The 23,966-nt window shown below is 60.6% G+C and carries 27 protein-coding genes; 5 read left to right on the top strand and 22 right to left on the bottom strand.

Annotated elements, in window-relative coordinates; genetic code table 11:
• Positions 1 to 31 precede the first annotated feature (31 nt).
• The gene (locus tag ACRZ95_RS02705; protein WP_170676417.1) at positions 32 to 271 is read left to right on the top strand and encodes a hypothetical protein; all 240 of its coding nucleotides are present in this window, start codon (positions 32 to 34) and stop codon (positions 269 to 271) included.
• Positions 272 to 274: 3 nt separating this feature from the next.
• Here the strand turns inward: ACRZ95_RS02705 and cysE are convergent, their stop codons facing one another.
• The 17 genes from cysE to ACRZ95_RS02790 form a co-directional block, all read right to left on the bottom strand.
• A complete protein-coding gene (gene cysE / locus ACRZ95_RS02710; protein ID WP_170374012.1) occupies positions 275 to 1,084 on the bottom strand; it encodes a serine O-acetyltransferase in 810 nt (269 codons plus the stop codon).
• Between the two features lie 132 nt (positions 1,085 to 1,216).
• Entirely contained in the window at positions 1,217 to 1,513 is a 297-nt protein-coding gene (locus ACRZ95_RS02715; protein ID WP_170676419.1) for a DUF7742 family protein, read from the bottom strand.
• A gap of 5 nt (positions 1,514 to 1,518) precedes the next feature.
• A complete protein-coding gene (locus ACRZ95_RS02720) occupies positions 1,519 to 5,460 on the bottom strand; it encodes a baseplate multidomain protein megatron (RefSeq protein ID WP_170676421.1) in 3,942 nt (1,313 codons plus the stop codon).
• A complete protein-coding gene (locus ACRZ95_RS02725) occupies positions 5,460 to 5,906 on the bottom strand; it encodes an NlpC/P60 family protein (protein WP_170676423.1) in 447 nt (148 codons plus the stop codon). Before ACRZ95_RS02725 ends, ACRZ95_RS02720 begins: the two co-directional genes overlap by 1 nt.
• Positions 5,903 to 6,790, bottom strand: coding sequence for a baseplate hub domain-containing protein (locus ACRZ95_RS02730; RefSeq protein ID WP_170676425.1), 888 nt, complete (start codon positions 6,788 to 6,790; stop codon positions 5,903 to 5,905). The genes ACRZ95_RS02725 and ACRZ95_RS02730 overlap by 4 nt, the downstream gene beginning before the upstream one ends.
• The gene (locus tag ACRZ95_RS02735) at positions 6,790 to 7,422 is read right to left on the bottom strand and encodes a DUF2460 domain-containing protein (protein ID WP_170676427.1); all 633 of its coding nucleotides are present in this window, start codon (positions 7,420 to 7,422) and stop codon (positions 6,790 to 6,792) included. The genes ACRZ95_RS02730 and ACRZ95_RS02735 overlap by 1 nt, the downstream gene beginning before the upstream one ends.
• Positions 7,423 to 7,434: 12 nt before the next feature.
• On the bottom strand, positions 7,435 to 8,097 hold the full coding sequence (locus tag ACRZ95_RS02740) for a phage tail tape measure protein (protein ID WP_170676429.1): 663 nt from the start codon (positions 8,095 to 8,097) through the stop codon (positions 7,435 to 7,437).
• Positions 8,084 to 8,293 (bottom strand): rcc01693 family protein, encoded by a 210-nt coding sequence (locus ACRZ95_RS02745; protein ID WP_170482874.1) that lies wholly within the window; start codon positions 8,291 to 8,293, stop codon positions 8,084 to 8,086. The genes ACRZ95_RS02740 and ACRZ95_RS02745 overlap by 14 nt, the downstream gene beginning before the upstream one ends.
• Positions 8,290 to 8,607, bottom strand: coding sequence for a gene transfer agent family protein (locus ACRZ95_RS02750; RefSeq protein ID WP_170458820.1), 318 nt, complete (start codon positions 8,605 to 8,607; stop codon positions 8,290 to 8,292). The genes ACRZ95_RS02745 and ACRZ95_RS02750 overlap by 4 nt, the downstream gene beginning before the upstream one ends.
• On the bottom strand, positions 8,607 to 9,020 hold the full coding sequence (locus tag ACRZ95_RS02755; protein WP_170374021.1) for a phage major tail protein, TP901-1 family: 414 nt from the start codon (positions 9,018 to 9,020) through the stop codon (positions 8,607 to 8,609). The genes ACRZ95_RS02750 and ACRZ95_RS02755 overlap by 1 nt, the downstream gene beginning before the upstream one ends.
• Before the next feature lie 20 nt (positions 9,021 to 9,040).
• Entirely contained in the window at positions 9,041 to 9,454 is a 414-nt protein-coding gene (locus ACRZ95_RS02760; protein ID WP_170458824.1) for a DUF3168 domain-containing protein, read from the bottom strand.
• Complete coding sequence (locus ACRZ95_RS02765) at positions 9,451 to 9,789, bottom strand: phage head closure protein (RefSeq protein ID WP_170639586.1); 339 nt, start codon at positions 9,787 to 9,789, stop codon at positions 9,451 to 9,453. Before ACRZ95_RS02765 ends, ACRZ95_RS02760 begins: the two co-directional genes overlap by 4 nt.
• A complete protein-coding gene (locus tag ACRZ95_RS02770) occupies positions 9,786 to 10,385 on the bottom strand; it encodes a head-tail connector protein (protein WP_170676432.1) in 600 nt (199 codons plus the stop codon). The genes ACRZ95_RS02765 and ACRZ95_RS02770 overlap by 4 nt, the downstream gene beginning before the upstream one ends.
• 170 nt (positions 10,386 to 10,555) lie before the next feature.
• Entirely contained in the window at positions 10,556 to 11,734 is a 1,179-nt protein-coding gene (locus ACRZ95_RS02775; RefSeq protein WP_170676434.1) for a phage major capsid protein, read from the bottom strand.
• A 33-nt stretch (positions 11,735 to 11,767) separates the two neighbouring features.
• Positions 11,768 to 12,313 (bottom strand): HK97 family phage prohead protease, encoded by a 546-nt coding sequence (locus ACRZ95_RS02780; RefSeq protein WP_480554474.1) that lies wholly within the window; start codon positions 12,311 to 12,313, stop codon positions 11,768 to 11,770.
• Between the two features lie 26 nt (positions 12,314 to 12,339).
• A complete protein-coding gene (locus tag ACRZ95_RS02785) occupies positions 12,340 to 12,558 on the bottom strand; it encodes a GTA head formation protein, RCAP_rcc01685 family (protein ID WP_170676437.1) in 219 nt (72 codons plus the stop codon).
• Entirely contained in the window at positions 12,551 to 13,699 is a 1,149-nt protein-coding gene (locus tag ACRZ95_RS02790) for a phage portal protein (RefSeq protein ID WP_170676439.1), read from the bottom strand. Before ACRZ95_RS02790 ends, ACRZ95_RS02785 begins: the two co-directional genes overlap by 8 nt.
• A gap of 239 nt (positions 13,700 to 13,938) precedes the next feature.
• Between ACRZ95_RS02790 and ACRZ95_RS02795 the strand changes: the two genes are divergently transcribed.
• On the top strand, positions 13,939 to 14,787 hold the full coding sequence (locus tag ACRZ95_RS02795) for an SDR family NAD(P)-dependent oxidoreductase (RefSeq protein ID WP_170676441.1): 849 nt from the start codon (positions 13,939 to 13,941) through the stop codon (positions 14,785 to 14,787).
• 261 nt (positions 14,788 to 15,048) lie between these two features.
• Complete coding sequence (locus ACRZ95_RS02800) at positions 15,049 to 15,303, top strand: hypothetical protein (RefSeq protein ID WP_170640794.1); 255 nt, start codon at positions 15,049 to 15,051, stop codon at positions 15,301 to 15,303.
• A gap of 72 nt (positions 15,304 to 15,375) precedes the next feature.
• Here the strand turns inward: ACRZ95_RS02800 and ACRZ95_RS02805 are convergent, their stop codons facing one another.
• Both ACRZ95_RS02805 and ACRZ95_RS02810 read right to left on the bottom strand, forming a co-directional pair.
• Positions 15,376 to 16,677, bottom strand: a complete 1,302-nt coding sequence (locus tag ACRZ95_RS02805) for a DNA-packaging protein (RefSeq protein ID WP_480554476.1) — start codon at positions 16,675 to 16,677, stop codon at positions 15,376 to 15,378.
• Positions 16,655 to 16,999 carry a hypothetical protein gene (locus ACRZ95_RS02810; protein WP_170466153.1) on the bottom strand — a complete coding sequence of 115 codons (345 nt, stop codon included), beginning with the start codon at positions 16,997 to 16,999 and terminating at the stop codon, positions 16,655 to 16,657. Before ACRZ95_RS02810 ends, ACRZ95_RS02805 begins: the two co-directional genes overlap by 23 nt.
• Before the next feature lie 414 nt (positions 17,000 to 17,413).
• Between ACRZ95_RS02810 and ACRZ95_RS02815 the strand changes: the two genes are divergently transcribed.
• Complete coding sequence (locus ACRZ95_RS02815; protein WP_170676443.1) at positions 17,414 to 18,919, top strand: peroxidase family protein; 1,506 nt, start codon at positions 17,414 to 17,416, stop codon at positions 18,917 to 18,919.
• Between the two features lie 319 nt (positions 18,920 to 19,238).
• On the top strand, positions 19,239 to 20,495 hold the full coding sequence (locus tag ACRZ95_RS02820; protein ID WP_170676445.1) for a DEAD/DEAH box helicase: 1,257 nt from the start codon (positions 19,239 to 19,241) through the stop codon (positions 20,493 to 20,495).
• 43 nt (positions 20,496 to 20,538) lie between these two features.
• Here the strand turns inward: ACRZ95_RS02820 and mltG are convergent, their stop codons facing one another.
• The 3 genes from mltG to ACRZ95_RS02835 all read right to left on the bottom strand — a co-directional run bounded on the left by mltG (position 20,539) and on the right by ACRZ95_RS02835 (position 23,895).
• The gene (gene mltG, locus ACRZ95_RS02825) at positions 20,539 to 21,696 is read right to left on the bottom strand and encodes an endolytic transglycosylase MltG (protein ID WP_170676447.1); all 1,158 of its coding nucleotides are present in this window, start codon (positions 21,694 to 21,696) and stop codon (positions 20,539 to 20,541) included.
• A complete protein-coding gene (gene fabF, locus ACRZ95_RS02830) occupies positions 21,697 to 22,962 on the bottom strand; it encodes a beta-ketoacyl-ACP synthase II (RefSeq protein ID WP_170676449.1) in 1,266 nt (421 codons plus the stop codon).
• A 189-nt stretch (positions 22,963 to 23,151) separates the two neighbouring features.
• Positions 23,152 to 23,895, bottom strand: a complete 744-nt coding sequence (locus ACRZ95_RS02835) for a 1-(5-phosphoribosyl)-5-[(5-phosphoribosylamino)methylideneamino] imidazole-4-carboxamide isomerase (RefSeq protein WP_170676451.1) — start codon at positions 23,893 to 23,895, stop codon at positions 23,152 to 23,154.
• Positions 23,896 to 23,966: the final 71 nt, after the last annotated feature.

Below are 23,966 nucleotides of genomic sequence, written 5' to 3' on the forward strand. Positions count from 1 at the left end.
AACAGACGGTTTTGAGAACCAAAGGTGGCCCATGCGCTTTTCCGTTTTGACCAAGATATTGCTTTTCGTTGCCGCGTCCTCAACTGCTGCTGACACGGCGCTGGCGAAACCCAACAGCTACCCGGGCGAAAACTCCAGGTTCAAATCCAGTGACCCAGCCGTCATCGCCCAGCAAAGAGCCGAGCGCCAGCAACGCATCGACGAGCGTAAGGAACGGCGGGAGCAAAGACGGCAAGAGCGGTTGAAAAGAAAGAACAACCGCTCGAACTGAGGTTTACTGGTCCTTGCCCAGCATGTGGTCCATCGAGATAGAGGGCTGATCGCACCCCGCCTCGCCCACTATTTTGGCCGGAATGCCGGCAACTGTCTTGCAAGCGGGAACCTCTTGCAGCACCACCGATCCTGCGGCGATCCGGCTGCAGTGGCCGACCTCAATGTTGCCAAGAACCTTGGCCCCGGCACCGATCAGAACTCCATCACCGATCTTTGGGTGGCGCTGCTCTTCTTCCTTGCCGGTTCCGCCCAACGTCACAGAATGCAGCATCGAGACATTGTCACCAACCACGGCAGTCTCACCAATCACGATGGAATGGGCGTGGTCGATCATGATCCCTTTGCCAATCCTGGCGGCGGGGTGAATGTCGATGCCGAAAATCTCAGACGAACGCATCTGGAAGAAATAGGCCAGATCATGCCGTCCCTTGCGCCACAACCAGTGGGCCACGCGATAGGCCTGCATCGCCTGATAGCCTTTAAAATAAAGGATCGGCTGCAGAAGGCGGTGGCAGGCTGGGTCACGCTCATAGACGGCCATCAGGTCGGCGCGCGCGGCCTCAATCAAACTTGGGTCGTCGGCATAGGCCTCGTCCACGATCTCACGCAGGACCATCATCGACATCTCGTTCGAACACAGCTTGGCCGCCACTCGGTACGACAATGCCCTTTCAAGACTGCGGTGATGCAGAATACAGGCATGCACCAGCCCGCCCATCAGGGGCTCTTGCTCAACGGCGGTATGGGCCTCAGTCGTGATCCGGTTCCAGACCGGATCGACGGGGGTCACGTGGCTGCGCTTTTCAAACATGGCTTTTGATCCTTTGCTGCGCCTAGCATGCCATTTAGTGGTAAAAACGCCAAACGCAAACCCGTGATCTTCAACTTAACCAAAATGAATGTGTTCCAAGTGGGTGCTGGTGCCTTTCGGCTCTCTAAAAAGTCAACCCAGCGCCCGCCGAGCCTGACGTAGTATAAGTTGGCGCAAAACCATCTCAAAACACTGGCAATAATCAAGATCGTCAAAGCCCGGTTCATCCGCCAGCACCCGAGTGCGGGCGGCTGTCATCAGGGATCCATTGCCGTAGAGCGGGTGCAGCCGACCAGTGCGCTGGACATGGCGGTCGGCCAGTTCGGCCTCTGCCACCATCCTGATACAGAGGGTTCGACGACAACGCTGCGGCACAGCCAAGAGGGCGCGTGCCGCAGCGCTGACGTCTCCGTGGAGGACGGGGCGCACAGGTCTTACGCGACTTGAATGCGAGCCGCCGGACCAGCGCCGTATGTGGCTGAGATTTGCGCGATCTCGACCTCATATCCACCTGTCAGGCCATCGGCGGACTTCACGGCTGCGGTATAGGCCCAGCGTGGTTCGGCCACGATCTGTTCGCGGACTAAGGCACCGTTGGCCCGGACACGTATGAGGTAGGACTCGTTTTCCTCACCTAACGGTACATCCAACCCCGCCCAGTCATCCCCTGCGATCCGCGTGCGCCTGATCCAACTGAACGTGTCCGCGTCCGGCAGGGTCTGCACAGACACATGCACCGGCGCATAGGGGCGTAGGCCGTTCCCGTCAAAGGCCTCGACCATATACTCGTAGGATGGGTCGTCATACCCGCGCGAGGCCGGGCCGATCCGAAAATGCCGGGCCACGCGCCGCTCGCTTGGCAACAGGCTGGTCTGCGCCACACGCTCATCCAGCAGGACGAAGTTTGATCCTTCGGGCCAGACGTCTAGCATCAGGGCATCCGTTCCTAGCTGACCGCGTAGACGTCCGGACAACGCATAGACCCCCGGCTCTTGCAGGGCGGCGTCAGAGAACTGGAACACCTCCCAATTGCCCGGTGTTCCGTCACCGATGGCCGCCAAATTGGCCCCATTCAGCAAGGATGTGCGCGGACGGGACTCCAGAATGCCGTCAATCAGCTTGACCCGCAGAGGCGCGCCCTCATCCCAGGTCCCGGCTGAGGCGCGATGCAGCGGCGTTTCCGTAAAGCCCATCACCGCCTGGTCCAAAATGACGTCGCGCAGCGCATAGTCCTCATACCTGGCCGAGGCATGAACGGCGACGCTACCGGGCCAAGGATCGGCCGAGACAGCGAGATACGGCGCGTGCGGAGCCTCTGTCCCCGTCAACAGCGGCAGGTCCATGAACACCGGCACGACGGGCACAGGGGCGACGAAGGGCCGGATCGCTACTGGATCGTCCTGCAAGCCGTTGGCCGTGTAGACACCGCGTTCGATCCGCACGGCCTCGGCCAATTGCAGATCCGCTTTTTCCAACCGGTCGATACGGTAGAGCGCACTGCCGTCTTGTTCAGACAGGCGAACCACATCTCCGGCCCCCAGATGCAACAGGGAGGGAGGCAGGGCAAACCGGGCGGTGTCGCGGGACACGCGCGCCTCGCTGAGCCAGCGCTCGGCGGTCTGGCGACCCTCGGCACGGGTCATGGACAGGGGCATCTCATTGACCGCAACCGCATGGGTCTGCGCGTCCGGCAGAACGGCCTCTTCCGCGACCAGATCGTGATCGGCATCCGATTGAACAAAGCGCAGGCGAACACGTCCAGTCATCTCGGCCTCGGCCTCGCGGCGGTATTCGACGGTGCCGTCGAGATCGGAGCTGACAGCCAGATGATCCGGGTCCAGCGCCACAGCACCAAAGCCATCACGTGTCTGGAACCGCAGGACACCGTCCCTTTCAATCGCGTCAAACCCATAGCGCAGCATTAACGGTTGCAACGCCGAACGCGCGTCCGAGATATCCTCGACCGCATAGCCCCGGACCACGCCATAGAGCTGCGAGACGTCAATATCCGTGACCCCTGCCCCATGGCAGATTTCGGTCACCACTGAAGCCAGAGTACGCGCGCCAGATCGACCGTTCAGCCAATGCCCTCGGGCGTAGTTTTCGCCATCGTCCCATTGGCTTCGCAGGTTTGGAAAGGTGGGATAAGGCCGCGCGTCCCAGGCCCAGACATAGGCGTTGGAGAGGTCCAGCATCGGGCCGTCATAGATCTCGGATACCGGGTTGTTCTGCGGCTCGGACCAATAGCCCAGCGTTGCCGTCAGATATTGCACCTGAATGAAGTCATCCCTGAGGCCGTTGGAATGCGGCGGCAGGCTCGATTCCGAGGATTTGGGGTCGAGAAACTTGTTCGGCTGGTTGGTACCTTTATCCACGGCAGCACAGCCCAGTTCCGTGAACCAGATCGGCTTGGACCCTGGCACCCAGTCCGTCGGGTCGTTCTGCCGGAGGCCACCAATCCGTTCGTGGTGCCAGTTCGACCACCAGTTGCGCAGATCCTTGTAGCGCCAGATCCACGGCTCATAATGGGTGCTGTCTTCGATCGGAGTGCGAATCTGCGCCTCGGCCTCCTCGGGTGAGGCATAGTACCAGTCATAGCCTTCGCCGCCTTCGATATTGGCGCGCAGGTAGTCCAGATTGTAGATCGACCCGGCATCGGCGTCCTGATGATCTTCACCATCGCGCCAATCGGACAGAGGCATGTAGTTATCGATACCAACGAAATCGATATTGTCATCCGCCCAAAGGGGGTCGAGGTGAAAGAACCTGTCTCCTGTCCCCGAGGGCTGATAGCCGAAATATTCGCTCCAATCCGCAGCGTAGCCGATTTTGGTATCCGGGCCGAGAATTTGGCGCACATCCGCAGCCAGCTGGCGCAGCTGCTCGACGGCAGGAAAGCCGTTTTCTCCGCGAATTTGCGTCAGCCCCCGCATTTCGGAACTGATGCAGAAGGAACTAACACCGCCTGCGATCTGACAGAGGGTGGCATAGTGCAGGATAAAGCGCCGCAGCCCCCATTCCTGCGGGCCGGAATAGGTCACCTGCCCCGCGCTGATGCCAAAGTCGCTGACCTGAGCCACCCCGAAAAACGCGGCCACTTGCGCATCGGCGTCGGCTGTCTGGTCCGGCGACCCGGCGCGCCCCGGAGCCACGTCCAGCGTGATCCGTCCGCGCCAGGGCAGATGCGGCTGCTCGCCATCCGACCAGGGGTCTGGCAAGCCGTTCTGCTGCAACTGATCCATCAGGATGAACGGGTAGAACATCACATCTTTACCGCCGTCCTTAAGATGCTGGATCGCCTGCACAACCGCGCCATCCGCCGGAGTGCCACCGTAAACGGGCCGGTCATCCTGATGCTGGACCACCTCGGCCGTATGGCGCCGAAGGCCCGACACGACCCACGGCATATTCACACCATCTATGTCATCGCGCACCACCTTGGGCGTGATCTGACAGTCTCCGCAGCGCAGGTCATTTCCGAACCACGACACAATCAGGGAGGCCGCCTCGCAGCCCGGCAGCTCACGCGCCAGCGCTTTGGTCGAGGTGACCAGATCCGCCTCGCCCGAGGCCGAGTTGACATTGGCCGCCCAACTGCGCCCGCGCCCTTGGGAATAGTTCACCTGAGTGCTGGCCAATGCATATTCGCCAGTGCCCGGCATCAGGGCCACGCCCTTGACGATTTGGCCCAGCGCGGACACGCGATCCGGCATTTCGGGCTGTGTCGGACGCACCACTTCGAACGAGAACTGAGGCACCCGGTTGCCAAAAGACGCCAGCTGGAAGTCCTCAATCACCACATAAGCCGTACCGCGATAGGCCGGGACATTGCCGGTGCCCTCGACAGCCTCGATCAGGGGATCGGGGAGTTGATCCTGTGTCCCGTGATAGACACGGATGTTCAGGCTCGCGCGCTCTTGCTCCTCACCATCGGCCCAAACGCGCGTGACATCGGCGATCTCACCTGCGCCAACCGCAATCGCCAGAGAGATCGAGTAGCTGTAGGTGGTTGTCGTCACTTTGGGCGGTTTCGGCGAACCCTTGCCGCCCCCGCCCGAGGATTGCGTGCTAGTGGTCCGGGTCTCCAGAAAGTCCGAGGCCCAGATCACCTGACCACCCACGCGCATACGGCCAAAGACCGTGGCCACGGGGGCGCCCTCGGCCGTTTCGGTCAGGCGGAAACGGTCCATGCGGCCGGTCTCGACCACTTCGCTGCCGCTGCCCATGACCGATTGGCTCATCATGCGTTGGTCGATCACGCGGCCCAGCGTGGCCCCGACCGCCCGACCGACAATGGCAGTGGACAAACCGGCCACCGTGCCGCCGATTGAGCCGCCCAGTGCAGCCCCGGCTGCGGAAAGAAGAATAGTAGCCATCAGCGACCCTCCAACGGGAATTCAAAACAGGCGACCACCCGGCGGCGCCAGGGGTCGCTCAGGGCGTTTTCGACGACGCCATGTCCGGAATAGGCATGGATGAAACGCGGCACCTCGCCGATGCTGCTGACAATGCCCAGATGTTTTGCAACGCCGCTGTCCCGCATCCGGAACAGCAGCACATCTCCGGCGGCCATTTCAGCTGAGGGTTTTTCGCTCAGGTGTCTGCGCGCAGCTGCCCACATGCGTTCTTCACCCTGCGGTTCGGACCAGTCCATGCTGTAGACGGGAACCGCCTCGGGTTCGCGCCCGATCACCTCGCGCCACACGCCGCGCAGCAGGCCCAGACAATCCGTCCCCGCCCCGCGAACCGAGGCCTGATGCACATAAGGCGTGCCCAGCCACGCGCGTGCGGTGTCCACGATCTCTTGCTTGCTTTTCGTCATCGTCTGCTACCGCCTGTATTCGCGTTGCCTTTCTTGGGCACCGCCATCACCCAGTCTTCACCCGGAAGATCAGGAAAGCCCTGAAAGTTCAGAAAATTGTTGAATTTCAACCGGCAGGTCTCCATCCGCTTGTCGCAACCAGCGATCAGGCGCACCTGGTCCCCAACGGCCAATCCACCACCGATGCTGGCCCACAGGGTGATCTCGCGCCCGTCTTCCGTCCGGCGGTCCTGCTTGATCGACCCCCATAGCCCATTTGCCGAGCCCGAGGTCACATCCAACCGCCCCCGTTCGAACCAGGCCTCGTCCGAGGAGGCTCCACCAAGCAGCCGAAGCGACGTGCCTCCGTCAAAACCGGAGACCTCAGCCTCGACCTGATAACCGGGCAGGCTTACGGCAAATCGGCACGCGGCATCCCCCAAAACGGCTGTGCAGGGCTTTTGATAGATCCGCCCCAGCGGGCGGTTCAGCAGATCGGTCAGTCCGCGCAGTTCTGCATGAAAAGCTCCACCTGCCCGGCGCAACTCGCCAATCGAGCCGCGAAACTGCAACACACGCTGCTCGGGCGCGGCCCAATTGACCAGCCAGGCGCGCACTTCGGCCCCGTCAAAGCGACCGGCCTCAATATCATCCTCACGGACCGAGGCATCGGACAGCGCGCCCATCGCCTCGGAATTGTCGATCGACAGCCCGGTGGCCTGTTCGATGGCGGCTGCGGTCAGGCCAGTGCTGGCCCGAAAGGCCAGCCCGTCGAACCGCAGCTCCATATCGTGATCGGTGAAGCCAAAGACCTGACCGTCCTTGCGGGTGATCGCCCAGCATCGGCAGACCGTGGTCAGACCGCTTTGCAGATGGGCTTGAAGTGCCTGAGTATCCCCGCTCATCAGACGCGCACCTCGACCACAGGGACATTCGGCACATCCCCGGCCTGAAAGCTGGCCACGCTGGTCTGGATCTTGTCGGTGTCGAAACGCACCGGCACGTCAAACTCGAACCCCGCCGTGATCTCGACTTGCTCGGGCGGAGGGGCGACGAATGTGACCACCCCACGGGCCAGATCGACCTCATAGTCGACGCCTTCGCGCATGGCGTCCTGATCAAGGCCCAGACGCACCGTACCAAGGACAGGCTTGGTGATCGGTCGCACATAGCTGACCCCGCCCGAGCTATAGGTCTTCACCAGTTGAAACTCGGTGCGTTCTCCGTCGCCGCGCGCTATGACCTGATCGCCGTGTTCGACGTCAGCCGTGGCCGAGCCGGACTTGTAGTCCGACCAGTCCTTCCAGCGGAATCCGAACATCTGGCCCTGACGCGCCTCGAAGAATGAGATCATCGTTTCGATGTCATCCAACGACCGCATCCCCAGCCCGGCATCATAGCGCCTGCGCGAATGCGCCCAGGGCGTGTTGCGTTCTTCAAACCCGTTGGCCAGCGTTACGATATCCGTGCGCCGTTCCGGACCGCCAACCGAGCCAAAGCTTAAGCTCGCGGGAAATCTCACCTCGTGGAAATTCATCTTCTGCTCCCCTTATCTGTTGCGATTGCCACGACCCAAGGCGCGGCTCATCTGCGTCGCGATCTGGCCTTGCGACCGGCGGAACCCCTGCACGTCGGGCGTGGAGATATTCATCACCACGTTCACGGCACGCCCGCCGCCCTGCGTCCGAACGCCCAGCTTTCCGTCCGCGCCGCGCGCCAGAGGCATGATCGCCTCAGGCCCAGCCTCACCCATCAGCCCAGTGCCGCCCCGCATCGGGAACATCGTCGGGCTAGTGACCACGCCGCCATTGGCAAAAGGCATCACCCGGCCCTGGCTAAAGCTGCCTCCATCCGCAAAAGGCAATATGCCCTGCACCAGACTGCCAACCCCATTGGCCAGCATGCCGCCGAAATGATCCGTCACCGGCTTGATCGCCGCCGAATAGGCCGTACGGATCATCGAGTTCTTCAGCACATCCAGCGCATCCGACAGGTTCATCCCGTCCAACACCACGCCGTCAAATGCCTTGCGCAAACCGCCGGACAGGCCCCGTTCCAGAGTCGCAACGTCCTTCCCAGTCTCTTCAAAGGCGGCCCTGACCCGCTGCAAGTGACCATCAAACGCCGCCGCCATACTCGCCGCGTCACCCAGCGCATCGCCCAGCGACTCGCCCCGCTCCTGCAGGTCGTCAAAACCCTCACGATCCGTCATCACGCTCTCCTTGTTCCTTGTCCGGATAGGCCGCCAGCAAAGCGTCGAGGCCCTTCCGGTTCATCGCAGGCATCGCCGCGCCCTGCCCCAGCATCAGCCGCAACTCAGCCGGGGTCAGACGCCAGAATTGATCCGGCGTCAGCCGCAGGCCGAGGATCCCGGCCCGCATCAGCGCGGGCCAGTCGAACCCGCTCACTGCTCCGGCACCATGAAGGCGCGGGCCAGCAATTCGGCCGCCGCTTTGGCACCCGCCATCGGTCCACCAGCGATTTCGGCATGCAGCAGGTCATCGCGTGTGACCGGCGCGCCGCCGCCGCGTAGACCTGCGACCAACAGCGCCAGCACGTCGCCGCTGGAATACGCACCGCCTTCGAACCGCTGCACCAATTCGACCAGAGATCCGGCCCCCAGTTGCTGTTCCAATTCCGCCAAGGCACCCAATGTAAGCTTGAGCACCCGCTGCTCCCCATCGATGGTCAAAGCCACCTCGCCCGTCCACGGATTGGCCATCAGAGCGCCGTGAAGCTCAGCGCACCGGCGCTTGCCATGCTCATCTCATAGGTCGCCTCACCGTTATGCGAGCCCGCATATTCGATGCTGCTGACCTGAAACGGCCCTTCGACAATGCCGAAATCGGGGATGATCACCTGAAAACCGGGCGTCTCGCCGTCAAAGAACAGCTGACGCGCCCGTTCATCCGTGCCTTCATCCTTGAACACGCCCGAGCCTGAGATCGAGGCCGACTTGACCCCCGCCCCCGACAGCAGCTCGCGCCACCCGCCCTGACTTTCCAGGCTGGTGACATCGACGCTTTCCGCGTTGAAACTGATCCGCGTGGCGCGCAGGCCCGCGATGGTTTCGAACAGGCCCGTGCCGTTCATATCCACTTTGACCAACAGGTCTTTTCCGTTCTGGGCAGCCATGTGCTCTCTCCGTTGATTGCTTAGTCGTCTTCCACGCGGGCGCGGAATCTCAGGTCGATCTGGCGGATCGCGCCGCCAGTTCCAGTGCGTCGAGCGCTGGCCCGCTCGAACCACAAGCCCACCAGATGACCCCGGTCCAAACTCAGCGCCGCGCCTTCAAGCGCGTCACACACCGCGCCGGCCAGCGTCTTGGCGGCACCAAAGCCTGCCGCCTCGGACACCACCGAGACCGTGAAACGATGCACAGCCCCTGCGTTTGCGCGGTCCGAGGCCTCTCGCACCTCTTCCGGGCCCAAAGTCACGTAGGTTTGCGGCATGGTCCCGGCAGGCACCGCGTCATAGATCGCCCCGCCCGACAACGTGCTTACCTGCGCGTCGCCTGAAAGCTGTTGAAACACCGCCGCCTGCAAAGCGGCTGATACGCCGTAACTCATGCCGCCACCTCTTCATCTGCAAAACAGGTCAGGTACTGGCCCCGCGGATCCCGCTCGGCGACCGCGCGGATCACGAACCGCCGGGCACCTTCGCGGAACCGCTGGTCCGGAGCGGGCCGCATGCTCGACCCTTCAGGCGCGCCACGCACAACGATCCGGTAGCCAACGCGCGAGACCGAAGCCCCGCCGACCGCGCGTTCCGATCCGCTGCGCGCCGTCACCTCGGCCCAAAGCGAGCCCAGCGCAGCCCATGTCTCAGTATACCCCCCCGCGCCATCGGCACTCCGGACCGGAGCCTCCAGCACCAGCTTGCGGTTCAGTCGCGGCGCGCTCATTGCGTCACCCCGGCGCCAAAGCGCACCGTGCGATAGCGCTGGACCAGGCTGGTCACGCCAAAAGGCATGCAGCCCGCGCCCAGTGCCGTCTCATCACGATATTCATAGTAATGCGCCGCCAGCAGCAGCACTGCCTGACCCAGATCAGCGGGCAGCCCGCCCCAATCCGCAGCCATCCCGGCCGTGAAGACGATCTTCACCGATCCACCAGTCTGAATCGACGGCAAACAAGATCCCGCCGGACGCAACCGAGGGCCTTGACCATAACGTTCCAACCGGTAAGCAGCCGCTTCCATAACGGTCTCGACCCCCGCCGCATCCGTCAGCGTCACCGCACTGATCACCCCGACCGGAGCCACCGGCAGCACTTCGCCCGCCCCATCACGCCAGCCATTCAGGCCCCACGAAAAATCACGCTCGATCAGCACCTTGCCAGTGCGCGCCTCAATCGCCGCAATGGCCGCACGTAAAAAGCTTTTCAGCACCTCGTCCTGCACATTGTCTTCTGCAAAACCAGTGCCCAGCCTCAGATGCGCCTTGAACTGATCCACCGGCAGCGCCGCATCCGCGATGGCGGTTTCTTCGATCAACATCATCCATTCACTCCGCAATCTCGGACCCCTCCGGGGCCTCTCTCATGAAAATGACGGGCACGCGCCGCCCCACGTTGCTCGGACGGAGGGGAGCAGCTAGACAACGCGGGGGATCTCACCCCGGCCCGCGCCCGCCGTCCGAGGGGCCGATAGCCCCCCGGATCCGTCACCGCTTAGGCAGTGCCGAATTTCAGCAGCTTGATTGCAGCAAAGTCGCTCACGTCGCCGCCCACGCGCTTGGTCGCGTAGAACAGGACATGCGGTTTGGCGCTGAACGGATCGCGCAGCACACGCAGATCGGGACGTTCCGCAATGGTGTAGCCCGACTGGAAGTCGCCAAAGGCAATCGAATAGCTGTCGGTTGCCGCATCCGGCATATCCTCGGCGATCAGCACCGGATACCCCATCAGACGCGCGGGCTCACCGGCGGCCAGACCATCGGACCACAGGAAGCGGCCATCGCTGTCCTTGAGTTTGCGGATCATACCGGCGGTTTTCGAGTTCATCACGAAGGTGCCGTTCACGCGGTACTGCGCACCCAGCGCATATACCACATCCACGATCGCATCCGCATCGACTCCACCCGCGGTGCCGGTCGCAACGTAGCCCAGATTGCCCCAGGCCCAGACATCATTATCGACCGCCGGGTGGTCCAGAATACCCTTGGGCTTGTCCGCCCCGTCACCACCGATAAACGCGGCAGCCTCGGCGCGGGCGAATTTGTCGGCGATACGCCCGGCCAGCCAGCCCTCGACATCAAACGCGCTGTCATCCAGCAAGCGCTGCGAGGCTTTGGGCAGCGCGCTCAGCTCGTGCAGCGGAATGGAAATGCGATCAATCGACGGGGTGCCGGTTTCTGCCGTAGCCGCGTTTTCACCCGCCCAGCCCGCGCCAACATCGGTATGGTCGATCAGCACATCAAACGAGTTCGCCTCGACATTCACCACCGACGCAATCGAACGGATGGAGGCGGTCGAATTCAGAACCGACTTGATCGTCTCGGCGGTCTGCGGATCAACCAGATAGCCGCCATCGCTGTTCACCGCGCTCGACAGAGATTTCGACTCCATTTCAAGCCCGCGCAGTCCATCATCCTCGCCCGAACGCACATAGGCGTCGAAGGCCTTTTGATGTGGTGCGCCGTCCTGGATCGAGGCCGAAAGATGCGGGCGCGCCGCGATGGTTGATTTACGATCCAGCATGGTCAGTCGCTCTTCTGTCTGTTGCAGTTGTGTTTTAACTTTGGCCTTGAGGTCCTTGAATTCATTCACGAAGCCAGCCATCGCCTGCTTCACCTCCTGAACCAGGGGCGCACCCTCTCCGGTCAAGGCCGGGGTTTCGGTCTTGCTCATCAGCACTTCCTTTTTGGGTAGGATTGAGGCGCGCTAGGTCCGCGCCAGCTCCTGCCGAGCGTCGTCGAACGCCTCGGCAATACTGCGCCAGGTGTTCTCGGCCTCAGGGTCCACGCCCTTCGCCACCACCCGCGCACTGGACAGCATCGGGAAGGTCACCAAAGACACTTCCCAAAGCTCCAGTTCAGTCAGGACCCGCTGGCCCTTGTCGTTCTTCACGGCCCGCTTGGTGCGATAGCCGATCGACAGGCCATCCATCGCGCCCGCCCGGATCAGTTCCGCCGCCTCACGGCCCTTTTGCGTAGCCTCCAGCAGACGCCCTTTGACCCAAAGGCCCCGGTCGTCCTCGCGGACCTCGTCCCAGACACCGATGGGCTGCGCTGGATCGTGCTGCCACAGCATCTTGACCCGCTGCCCAGCCTTTGCCAGCCCGTCAAGCGAGCCGCGATACGCCCCGCGCTGCACCACATCGCTGCCCTGATCGACCTGTCCGAACAGGCTGGCATAGCCTTCGATCACGGCGTCATCGGTGACGGACAACCCGTCTCCGAACCGGGCAAATTTACGCTCTAAATCCATGAACTTCTCCATGTAAACTACTGAATTCAAGGCGTTACAACCAAGATGGATTGAAACGCCTGCGCCAGGATCACCGCGACCACGCCATAGACCGTCAGCCACAACCGGCGCTCCAGCCGCTCCATCATCTCTTCGATCTGATCCAGCCGCCTGCATAGATGCGCGTGCTGGATCTCGACCACCCGCTCATGCGCGGCCAGACGCAGGCCCGGCGCGCATTCGAACGGAGGATACCCTTCAGACATCGGCACGCTCTGGCAACCCTAACAACGCGCGTTTCTCGGCATCCGTGAGGAAATCAGCCCCGTTGACCCGCGCCCATTGCGCATCGCGTTCCGCCGACAGCGCGGGCACTTGATCCAGATCGGGTTTCAGCATCAGATCCTCGCCGGTAAAGCCAACCAGCCACTCCGACACCGCCGCCGCCACCCGCGCCACCAGGGGCAGCACGGTCAGGCGATAGAACGCCCGGTTGGCCTCCTGATAGTTCGAATAGGTCGCGTCGCCTTGTATCCCCAGCAGCATCGGTGGGACCCCAAAGGCCAGCGCGATTTCGCGGGCGGCGGCTTCCTTGGTTTTTTGAAACTCCATATCGGACGGAGAGAACCCCATCGGCTTCCAATCCAGTCCCCCTTCCAGAACCATCGGACGGCCCGCATTCCGCGCCCCGCGATAGTTCTGCTCGATCTCATCGCTCAGACGCCGGAACTGATCCTCCGCCATCACCCCATGGCCATCGCCTTTCCACACCAGCGCCCCCGAAGGCCGCGCCGCATTGTCGAGCAGCGATTTCGACCAGCGCGACGCGCTGTTATGCACATCAATCGCCATCGCCGCAGCCTGCATCGGCGAGAATCCATAGTGATCATCCTGCGGATGGAACGACTTGATATGGCAGATGTTTTCTGCTGCAAACCGGTGCTTCTTGCCACCCACCGCATAGTCATACGCCTTGGGCCACCCATCCGCGCCCGGCACGACGCTCATGCGATCCGAGCGCAAAACATGCAGCTCAACCGGCAAACTTTCATCAGTCTGGACAGCCTCCACATAGGCATTACCCGACAGCAGCAACTGCCCAAACAGTGCCTCCATCAATTCTGCCCGCCCCTGCGCCGCATTCGGACGCCGCATGAGGGACAGGATCGGATGCACGTCATAGCGCTGCGTCTGATCCTGCAACACCAAAGGCAGGGCCGCCGCCGCCTCGGCTATTAGCTTGACCGAGCGGAACCCCACCGGGTTCCCCGAAAATCCCGTCCGCGTCAGCGACACCGCATCCCGAGGGCTCCACGCCACGCGCCCGCCCGTCTGCCAAGCCACCACGGGGCCAGCCGCGCTCGCCTTCGCCTCGGGCGCTCCACGACGCAAGAAATCGAATACCATCTGTGCTCCTTTCTGCCGCCGTTGTGTCCGGCTTGTTGAAAGGAGTTATGACGGAAAGAAGTTTAAAGCTTGGGAATGGAGCGCGCGGAGGGAGAGCAACACAAGCACCCAAAATCATCTGTGGCCTGAGTGGTAGACAGAATTGGTGACGAGCCTGATACTCTATTGAGGCAACCTTTGTTACTTTTGGATGACCATTTCAAATTTGCGCAGCTTTATGGATCGGGAAGGAAAGCAAAATGTTCAACGACGCAGTGAAACATGGTGGCGTTGCGGTTGTTACCGGGGCGGCAAGTGGGGTCGGGCGTGCTGCGGCACTACGGTTTGCGCAGGCGGGTTTGGGCGTCGTTCTAGCAGACCTAGCCGGAGCACAACTTGACGCAGCTGTTCAAGAAGCACGCCAATTGGCGTCCGCTGACGCACCTATTGAAGGCATACCGACTGATGTGACATCAGATGAAGAGGTAAACAGACTTGCCGATCGCGCATTTGAGATAGGTCCAATTGCTGCTTTAATGAACAACGCGGGGATAAGTCTGCCGACAACCGCTTGGTCAGAAATGAAAAACTGGCAACGGCTTTTGCAGGTGAATTTTTTCGGCGTTCTACGAGGCGTGCAGGCCTTTATGCCTCGCATGATCGAAGCTAACCGCCCTGCTGTAGTCATAAATACCGGCTCGAAACAGGGTATTACAACACCACCGGGCAACCCCGGCTATAATGTCACCAAGGCCGCGGTCAAAGTGCTAAGCGAACAATTGGCTCATGAGTTGCGTGAAGCCGGAGCACCAATTTCTGTTCACTTGTTTGTGCCAGGTTTTACATACACTGGTATGATTGCGTCTTTCCTCCCGGAAAAACCGCCCGCGGCGTGGACCAGTGAACAAACGGTTGATCACTTGTTCAATCGAATGGCCAATGGTGATTTTTATATCCTTTGCCCGGACAACGATGTCGACGAGACACGCGACCGACGTCGAGCACAATGGGCTATTCAAGACATTACCGAAAACCGCCCTCCACTCTCTCGCTGGCACCCCGATTACGCAGAAGCATTTGCTAAATTCGAGAAAACTGGTGAGCAATAACTAAAGGCACCACGCCCAAGGCCGCCGATACGCCCCCGCGGGCCCCACCATCAACTCGTGCAGCGCCCTGTCCGGCGCGTCGAGCCGGTCGTGTGAGCCCTGCCCTGAATCCAAAATGGCCAATTGTAAGAATTGGCCGCTCGTTGAAGTTTGAGCCAAATTCCTTTTCAGTCGCAGCCAAAGTCTTTTGAATTCATGCCAGAGATGTTGTTTGCGTCTCACTTGCCCCCCACGTGCGCTTCGAGTGCAAGAGGCAACACAATGAATGAAAATGACCCTATCCCGTCCATCTACTACGATGCGCACGATATCTGGACAAACGAACCTACCGCTGCTGACAAACACGTCTACGAGGCGTTTGCGTCAAGTGTAGTCAATCTTGTGCAGGTGCTTGATGACTACAAAACAATGATGTCACCGGATGTCTATGCAAGGCTGTTTTCTTCGCTGTTGGCGTTGTCCCGATTGCTCGGTGAATATGAGGATAGTTGGAGCCAAGGGAAGCCGATGTCCTGAACCTGAGTGCTTCCAACAAGGGATCAGTCCGCTATGCAAAATGTGATTGATGGCAAGCAAACTTCTTAGAGTTCACAAACTCCGCACCCTTGGACGCCGATACACTCCCGCCGGTCTCACAACCAACTCATGCAGCGCCCAGACCAAAGCGTCGACGCGGTCGGGTGAGCCCTGCCCCTCGAACCCGCGCGCGGTCATCTGGCACATCTGCTCTTCCAGCGCGTCCAGCCCGGCCACATGGCTCACCCGCCCTTGCTCGTACAGAGCCGCCACAGGCTCGGCCCGCGCGACCTTGCCGCGAGAGGCTCGCACAGCGCGGAACGGGACCAAAGGGTCCACCTGCCGCACCACCTCATCCACCAGCTGCCCGCCCTGGTTGACCTCGGCCACCAACCGCTCAGCCCCGAATTCATCCATCGCGTCAATCGCCGCCAGCGCCCAGCCCGCCGGGCCGACGCCCTGCACAGTGCGGTCGGCCAGCACATAGGCGCGCCACTCCTCGGGCGGCCCTTGTAGCTGCGCGCCCACGACCACGATCCCGCAGGCATCCGCATTCGAGCCTGCTGTCACCGCCGGGTCAAGTGCAACGACCACCCGGTCCAACTCGGGCAGATGCGCGCAACGCGCCGTCTCCAGCATCGAGCCCGTCCAAAGCGCCCCCTCGGCATCCGACAGCAGCACCCCATCCAACTCCTGACGCCCCAGCCGTGTGCCCGTGTAGCGCGCGCGCACCTCCTCGAGGAAGGACGCGGCCAGATTGGCGCGGTTCGCCTCGGTCGGCGCGTGGGTTTGAACGGTGGAGGGCGACGCCAGCAACTCTTTCAGAACCTTCACATTGCGCGGCGTGGTCGTCACACAAACCCGAGGCTGATCCCCCAAACGCAAAGCAAATTGCAGCATATCCCAGGTCTCACCGGCCTTCTTCCATTTGGCCAACTCATCCACCCAGGCGGCATCGAACTGAGGGCCGCGCAACCCCTCGGGATCATACGCCGAAAATGCCTGCGCCTCGGCCCCGTTGGGCCAGATCAACTTGCGCTCCGAAACCTTCCATGTGGGCCGTCGATCGGGCGGCGAACACTGCAAAATACCGCTATCGCCAAAAATCATCACATCACGCACCTGATCAAAGGTCTCACCCACCAGAGCCACACGAGACGCAGCGCCCTTGTCCAAAGGCTTGGACCCTTCGACCATCGACCGCACCCATTCGGACCCCGCTCGCGTCTTGCCAGCCCCGCGCCCGCCCATGATCACCCAGGACCGCCAGTCGCCATCGGGCGGAAGCTGATGCGGCAGCGCCCAGAACTCGAAAAGAAAAGGGAGGGCACAAAGCCCCCCCTTCCCGATCTCACTCAGAAATCTGTCCTGCACCGCAACAGGTGCGGAGGCGAGCCAGCCTGCACCCGACCTCAAACCGAGCCCGGTCAAGGTCGAGTGCGTATCCCCCTTGGGCAATTCCGGCTTGTCTGTGATGTTGTTCGACAAAGCTTGTCTCCACTTTCTGGCAACTGCGGATCAGCCCCTCTAGCTGGCCGAGTTGTTTGCCTGTTCCGGCAAGGTCTGCATCCTCCCCGGCTCCGATCTGCTGGCGCAGTTCTTCCGCTGCATGGCGCAGATCGCGAATGGACCTCTCGAGCGACTGCAACAAGTCAGCCGTCTGGGAAATCCGCTCTTCCGGGGTAATCAAAGTCATGTTTGCCTGTGACCTCATGCGTGAGTTTTCTCCGCACGAGAGAAACGAAAAAACGGCCGCCGGGTTGCCCCGGGGCCGTTGCCCACTTCTTCTAGCATGGCACAACTTATACGAGAATAAGTGCGCAGTGTCAAGTTGGGGCGCAACGGGTCGCAACACCTAAGCCGTTCTTTTTATTAACCTTTTCACAACCCTCCGCGAGCGTTGTCCTGCACGAACCACCTTTTCGAAAGAAAATACCCCCAAATACAGCCTGCATACCCAGATTAAACACAGACTTATTCCTCAATTTCGTTTCCGATTTTGAGAAAAAGAAGGATTTATATCCTCTTTTGTGCTATTTTGACCATTATGCTCATCATTTTGTGAGCATGATTCAACCTAGAACGAAGTTGTTTATTTTTTGGAGTAGTTATGTCACGCCAACCCCATGGGCTTAGCCGATATGAAACGCTGGTAAAAGAATGCGCGGATACCCCACGCCCACCGCTGCCGGATACGTTTGGACGAATTGGGCATCGCAACCCTCTCTCAGGTATCGCCCCAGGCGGTGAGCCCTTTGATACCGCTGATGTCCTCGCCGCGTTTGATGCAGCGGTCGACTCAATGAAAGATACCAATGACCCACAGGGGCATGACGTCGCCGCCGGCATGACTTTCTTCGGTCAATTCGTTGACCACGATGTAACGCTGGACGCGACCTCAGCCATTGGGACAGTTATTGATCCAGCCACCATTCGCAATATCCGCACCCCGACACTGGACCTCGATTGCGTTTACGGTGATGGCCCCGAAGCATCGCCGCACCTTTATCACCCGCACCATCACGGTTTCCTTCTTTTTGGCAACGCTGACAATCATCTCGATCTTGCCCGAACCAAGCAAGGTACAGCGCTGATTGGCGATCCTCGTAACGACGAAAACCAAATCGTTTCGCAATTGCAGGGCGCTTTTATCTGCTTACACAACATCGTCATGACAGCCTTGGAGGCAGACAGTGGCATGGCGCGCAAAGCCTTGTCCGGCATCTCAGCGGCAGCCATGCATACCTTCAAGAAAAGCGAGGAGCCTTTCCAGGTTGCACGCCGTATTTGTCGGCTGCACTATCAATATCTCGTAGCCCATGATTTGCTTCAGGCATTCGTCGACGCCCACACTCTAAAACATGTGCGCGATCATCTCGAAGGCGGGACACTTCCAAAGCCTTTCAAAGATGACTCTCCGGTTATGCCGATAGAATTCTCCGGCGCGGCTTACCGCTTCGGACACGCAACAGTGCAATCCAAATACCAACTCAATCATGACAATCTGGATTTCGACCTGTTCCAGTTAGGACGGCCCGAGTTCTCCTTCCGGCCGTCAGACCTGAACATTCATTTCGAGAAATTGTTCGACTATCCCGGTCAAACTGCAGGCAAGCGTGCGCGTCCCATTGGGCGCAAAATGGCGCAATCCATTTTCGCGCTCCCCTTCATCAGCGGCACGGCCGATATCGGCGGCGCCACAATGACCGAGGATCAGAACCGCAAACTTCCTTTGCGCAACCTGCTGCGCGACCGCCTCACGTTGGAGCTTGCCTCAGGTCAACAAATGGCGCGTAAGATGCATGTGCCCGAACTTGCGGCTCCGCCTGAGCTGTCAGACCACGGCGTCACTAAAACACCGCTGTGGTATTACTGTCTGCAAGAGGCCGAAGGCAATGGCGGTCGACTTGGGCCGGTGGGCGGCACGATCGTCGCGACGGTGTTGCTGCGGCTTCTGTATCTTGACCCGGAAAGCCTTGTCTGCTCGACCCATGACTTTAAGCCGTGGAAAGAACTTGGCGCAGATGACGACGGAACGTATTCGATGGGGCATATGCTGAAATTCGTTGAAGCCAATCGCGATAGCATCGCCCATGCGGGGGATCTTCGCACCTAAACTTGCCCTGCCCTGATCCGATAAGCCGGATCAGGGTTTTCCCAAGACCAAGGAGCTATCACTGACAAGCCTTGACAATTCAGTTGCCACGCATCATGTGCCTCTGACCAGCGCTGACGCGTGAGCCTCGGCGGGCACCATCTGCCCCACAGCGCCACAGATTTTTCCAGTTCCCCATCACGCAGGGTTCTTAACGCGACGACCAGATAGAGCAGGATTCGCCTGCCTGTCCCGAGGTCCCGCTTGACCCTATCGGTCGCGAATGCGGCCCATCACGACTTGCCCGTTGGCGAATGCTGCGGGCGGCAAAGGATAAATATTGTTCGACTTCGATATGCTGGGCCTTGCACCAGCGCTCAACGATGCACTGAAAAGTGCGAATTTCTCACAGCCCACGCCGATCCAGAACCAGGCGATCCCGCTGGCTCTAAACGGGCATGATATTCTGGGGCTGGCGCAGACCGGTACCGGCAAAACGCTGGCCTTTGGCCTGCCTTTGATTGATCACCTGCTAAACCAACCCGGCAAACCTGCGCCCAAAACGGCCAAGGCTCTGATCCTCGCGCCCACGCGCGAGCTTGTGAACCAGATTGCCGACAGCCTGCGCGTTCTAACCGGCAAGACCAAATTGCGCGTGGCAACTGTTGTGGGTGGTCAGTCCATCAACAAACAGATCGCCTTTCTGGGCCGCGGCACAGATATTCTGGTGGCCACGCCGGGGCGTCTAATCGACCTGATGGAGCGGAAGGCCGTCGACCTTGGGTCGGTTCGCCACCTTGTTCTGGACGAAGCCGACCAGATGCTGGATCTTGGCTTCATCCACGCTTTGCGCAAAATCGCGCCTGCTCTGGGCACGCCGCGTCAGACCATGCTGTTCTCGGCCACGATGCCAAAGCAGATGGAAGAGATCAGCCGGGCTTACCTGACCAATCCGCAGCGGGTGCAAGTCTCGCCTCCAGGTAAAGCGGCGGACAAGATCACGCAATCGGTTCACTTCGTCACCAAACCCGAGAAACCTGGCAAACTGCGTGAGATCCTGTCGCAGGACACCGACGCCCTGACCCTTGTCTTCTCGCGCACCAAGCACGGGGCCGAGAAGCTGATGAAGGGGCTGGTTGCCGATGGCTACAACGCAGCCTCGATCCACGGCAACAAAAGCCAGGGACAGCGTGACCGCGCCATCAAGGCCTTCCGCGCCGGAGAGATCAACGTGCTGGTCGCAACCGATGTCGCCGCGCGCGGGATCGACATTCCCGGTGTGGCCTATGTGATCAACTACGACCTGCCCGAGGTGCCCGACAATTATGTCCACCGCATTGGCCGTACCGCCCGGGCCGGTCGCGAAGGCGAGGCGATTGCGTTCTGCTCGGCGGAAGAGGTCGATCTGCTGCGTCAAATCCAAAGGCTGATGAAGATCGACATCCCGGTTGCCAGCGGCACACAGCCCGAACCTGTTGAGGCGGAACGTAGCGGACGCCGCCAGAACAATCGGCGTTTCAAGCCGAGATCGGCGAACGGAAGTGCGAAGCCCGGGCAAAACAAGCGCCGGCGCCCCCGTCGCAAACCCGCGGCCTGATCAAAAAAACAGCGCCGAAAGCGGCGCTGTTTTTCGTTTTAACTTAGTTGCCCGAGTTTCGTTCGGCCTCAATCTCGCGCCATTTCGCGACATTGCGGTTATGTTCCTGCAACGTCTCGGCAAAGGCATGACCTCCAGTGCCATCCGCAACAAAGAACACATAGTTCGTGTTGTCAGGCGCAACGGCTGCTTCGAGGCTCGCCAGACCGGGGTTGGCGATCGGGGTCGGTGGTAGCCCGTCGATCTGATAGGTGTTCCAAGGTGTTGGCCGGTTCAACTCGCTGCGCCGTAGGCCACGTCCCAACGTTCCCTGCCCCTTGGTGACGCCGTAGATCACCGTCGGGTCTGTCTGAAGGCGCATGCCTTGATTCAGACGGTTCACAAAGACGCTGGCGACCTGGCCCCGCTCTCCTGGAACGCCCGTTTCTTTTTCGATGATCGAGGCAAGGATCAGCATTTCCTCAGGGCTTTCCAGCGGCAAACCCTCTTGGCGGTTTTCCCAGGCAGCATTGATCCGAAGCTGTTGTTTGTCCTGCATCGCTTTCAGGATGTCGTTGCGGTCCTGACCGGCAGCGACATCGTAGCTGTCTGGCGCAAGCGAGCCTTCGGCAGGAATCTCGGAAATCTCGCCGCTCAGCGCTTCAAAACCCTTCAACGCCTCAACCACCTGCCACGAGGTCACGCCTTCTGCGAGTGAAACACGATAGCGCGTGTCTGCCTCTTGGCGCTTCTCCTGATAGGCCGCCGGGGATTCTTCCTCGGCCATATCAAACTCGGCGATTTCGTCGAATTCCAGCGTGGCTGGGTTCAACTCACGCACGCGAGTCTGAGCGCGGGTCACGCCGATGCGGTATTCGATCTCCGAACCGCAGGTGCTCGCGCCGCTGCTGGTGATCTCGTAGATGATCTGCTCCATCGACGCGCCTTCACGCACCAAAAAGCTGCCTGCTTTCAACTGCTGCGCCCGGTCGGTGTAGTCGGCGGCCATGCGAAAGATCGTGGCGTTGGTGATCGCGCCCTGGTCCTCAAGCTCGCGGCTGACCCGCGTCATGTTCGAACCGCTTTCCACCCGCAGGCAGATCGCGGTTTCCAGCGGGCCTTCTGACTGATACTGGGTCTGGCCCCAAAGGATCAGACCGCCCACCAGAAACAGGCCGACCACCAGGATGGTCAGCGCGTTCGATGCAATGGCCCGCCACATTTAACTGGCCTTTCCGAAGATCACGCTGGCATTGGTGCCACCAAACCCAAACGAGTTCGAAAGGGCCACGTTGATCTCACGCTCGCGCTTTTCGTTCGGAGCTAGATCAATCGGTGTTTCAACCGCCGGATTTTCGAGGTTGATGGTCGGAGGAGCCACCTGATCGCGGATCGCAAGGATCGAGAAGATCGCCTCAATCGCGCCTGCAGCCCCGAGCAAGTGCCCCGTGGCCGATTTGGTCGAAGTCATGGTGGCATTCGCTGCATGGTCACCCAACAGACGCTCAACAGCACCCAATTCGATGGTATCCGCCATGGTCGAGGTGCCATGCGCATTGATGTAGTCCAGATCTTTCGGCTCCAGCCCAGCGCTGCGCAGAGCGGCTTTCATCGAACGCTCAGCCCCGTCGCCATCCTCGGACGGTGCGGTGATGTGATAAGCGTCGCCCGACATGCCGTAGCCCAGAACCTCGGCATAGATCTTCGCGCCGCGCGCCTTGGCGTGCTCGTATTCTTCCAGAATGACGATGCCTGCGCCCTCGCCCATAACAAAACCATCGCGGTCAACGTCGTAGGGGCGGCTGGCTTTCTTCGGATCGTCTGCATATTTGGTCGACAGCGCCTTACAGGCATTGAAACCTGCAATGCCGATCTCGCAGATGCAGCCTTCGCCGCCACCGGCCACCATGACATCGGCGTCGCCTGCGCGGATGATGCGGCTTGCATCCCCAATCGCATGGGCACCTGTCGAACACGCAGTCACGACCGAGTGGTTCGGTCCCTTGAACCCAAACCGGATCGACACCTGACCGGACGCCAGGTTGATCAGTGCGCCGGGAATAAAGAAGGGCGACACACGGCGCGGGCCTTTGTCACGGATTAAGTTAGCGGTATCCGCAATCGAGCCCAGCCCACCAATACCAGAGCCGATCAGAACGCCAGTGCGCAGGCGATCTTCCTCACCCTCAGGGGTCCAGCCTGCATCCTTGCACGCCATCTCCGCCGCAGCGATCGAGTACAGGATAAAGTCTTCGATCTTGCGTTGTTCTTTCGGAGGCATCCAGTCATCGGGGTTGAACGTTCCGTTTGTTCCGTCCCCACGCGGCACCTCGCAGGCATAGGTCGTAGTGACCCCGCTTGCCTCGGCATCGAAATGTGTGATTGGCCCTGCGCCGGACTCTCCGTCCAGCAGACGCGACCAGGTTTCCTCGACTCCGCTGGCCAAAGGAGTGACCAACCCCAGACCGGTTACGACGACTCTGCGCATGAAGTGCCTCTTGCCTGCTTACTGTTATGCGAACCGCTCATACCCCGGCCCGGGGTACGGGGGCAAGGGCCACGCTACATTCCCCGTCTGCATCTTGCGGTTTCAGCTTGATTTTGGGCGATCCTGCGCCTGCCAATCCCCCTCGCCCCGCTGACATCGCAGGGCGAGAGAGATTCATTTTCGGTACCGTTACTGGAACTGCGCCACTGGCTCATGCGCGCCAGCTGCTACGCCCAGAGCGTCGGACAGATCGACTGTTTTCCGGAACAAAGCCCTACCAACAATCGCACCCGCAATGTTCGGGATGTAGGACAGGCGTGAGATATCGTCCGCAGTACGCACCACGCCGCTGGCAATGACTGGCGTCCGCGAATGCTGCGCCAGACCGGAGATCAGGCCCAGCTGCGCCTCAACGTCTTCCATATCACTGTCGATATCGGTCACAACGATGGCTGCAAAAGGCGTGCCGTCAAAGGCATCAATAAACGCCTCGGGTGTGAACGCGCTTTGGCTGCGCCAACCGTCGGTCATGACAAACCCCTGCCAGACATCGACCGCAAGAACGATCTGATCCGGGTAGAGCTTGGCCAGCTCTTTCACCAAGTTGGGGTCCCGCGCCGCAAGCGTTCCGATCACAACGCGGCCCGCGCCCTTGTCAATCCAGTATTCGACCTGCTCGCGGTTACGCATACCACCGGCCAATTGCACGGGTATCTCGGCCGACCGAATGATCTCTTCCACCAGTTCATGGTTGGTATCTCGGCCTTCTACGGCATCGAAGTCCGTCAGATGCATCCACTCGGCCCCGGCCTCGGCCCAACCCCGCGCGGTTTCGACCGGGTTCACATGCCAGATCATCGCATCCTCCAGACGCCCTTTGTCCAAGGTGACGCAGCGACCGTTCTGAAGTTCCATTGTGGGGTAGATTCTCATGAGCTTTCTCCTCCGCCCAAGCGCCCTAAAGTCTCATAGTAACATACACGCTCACTTCCGAGCCTGCTGCG

This window comes from Ruegeria sp. AI3 (assembly GCF_056541245.1).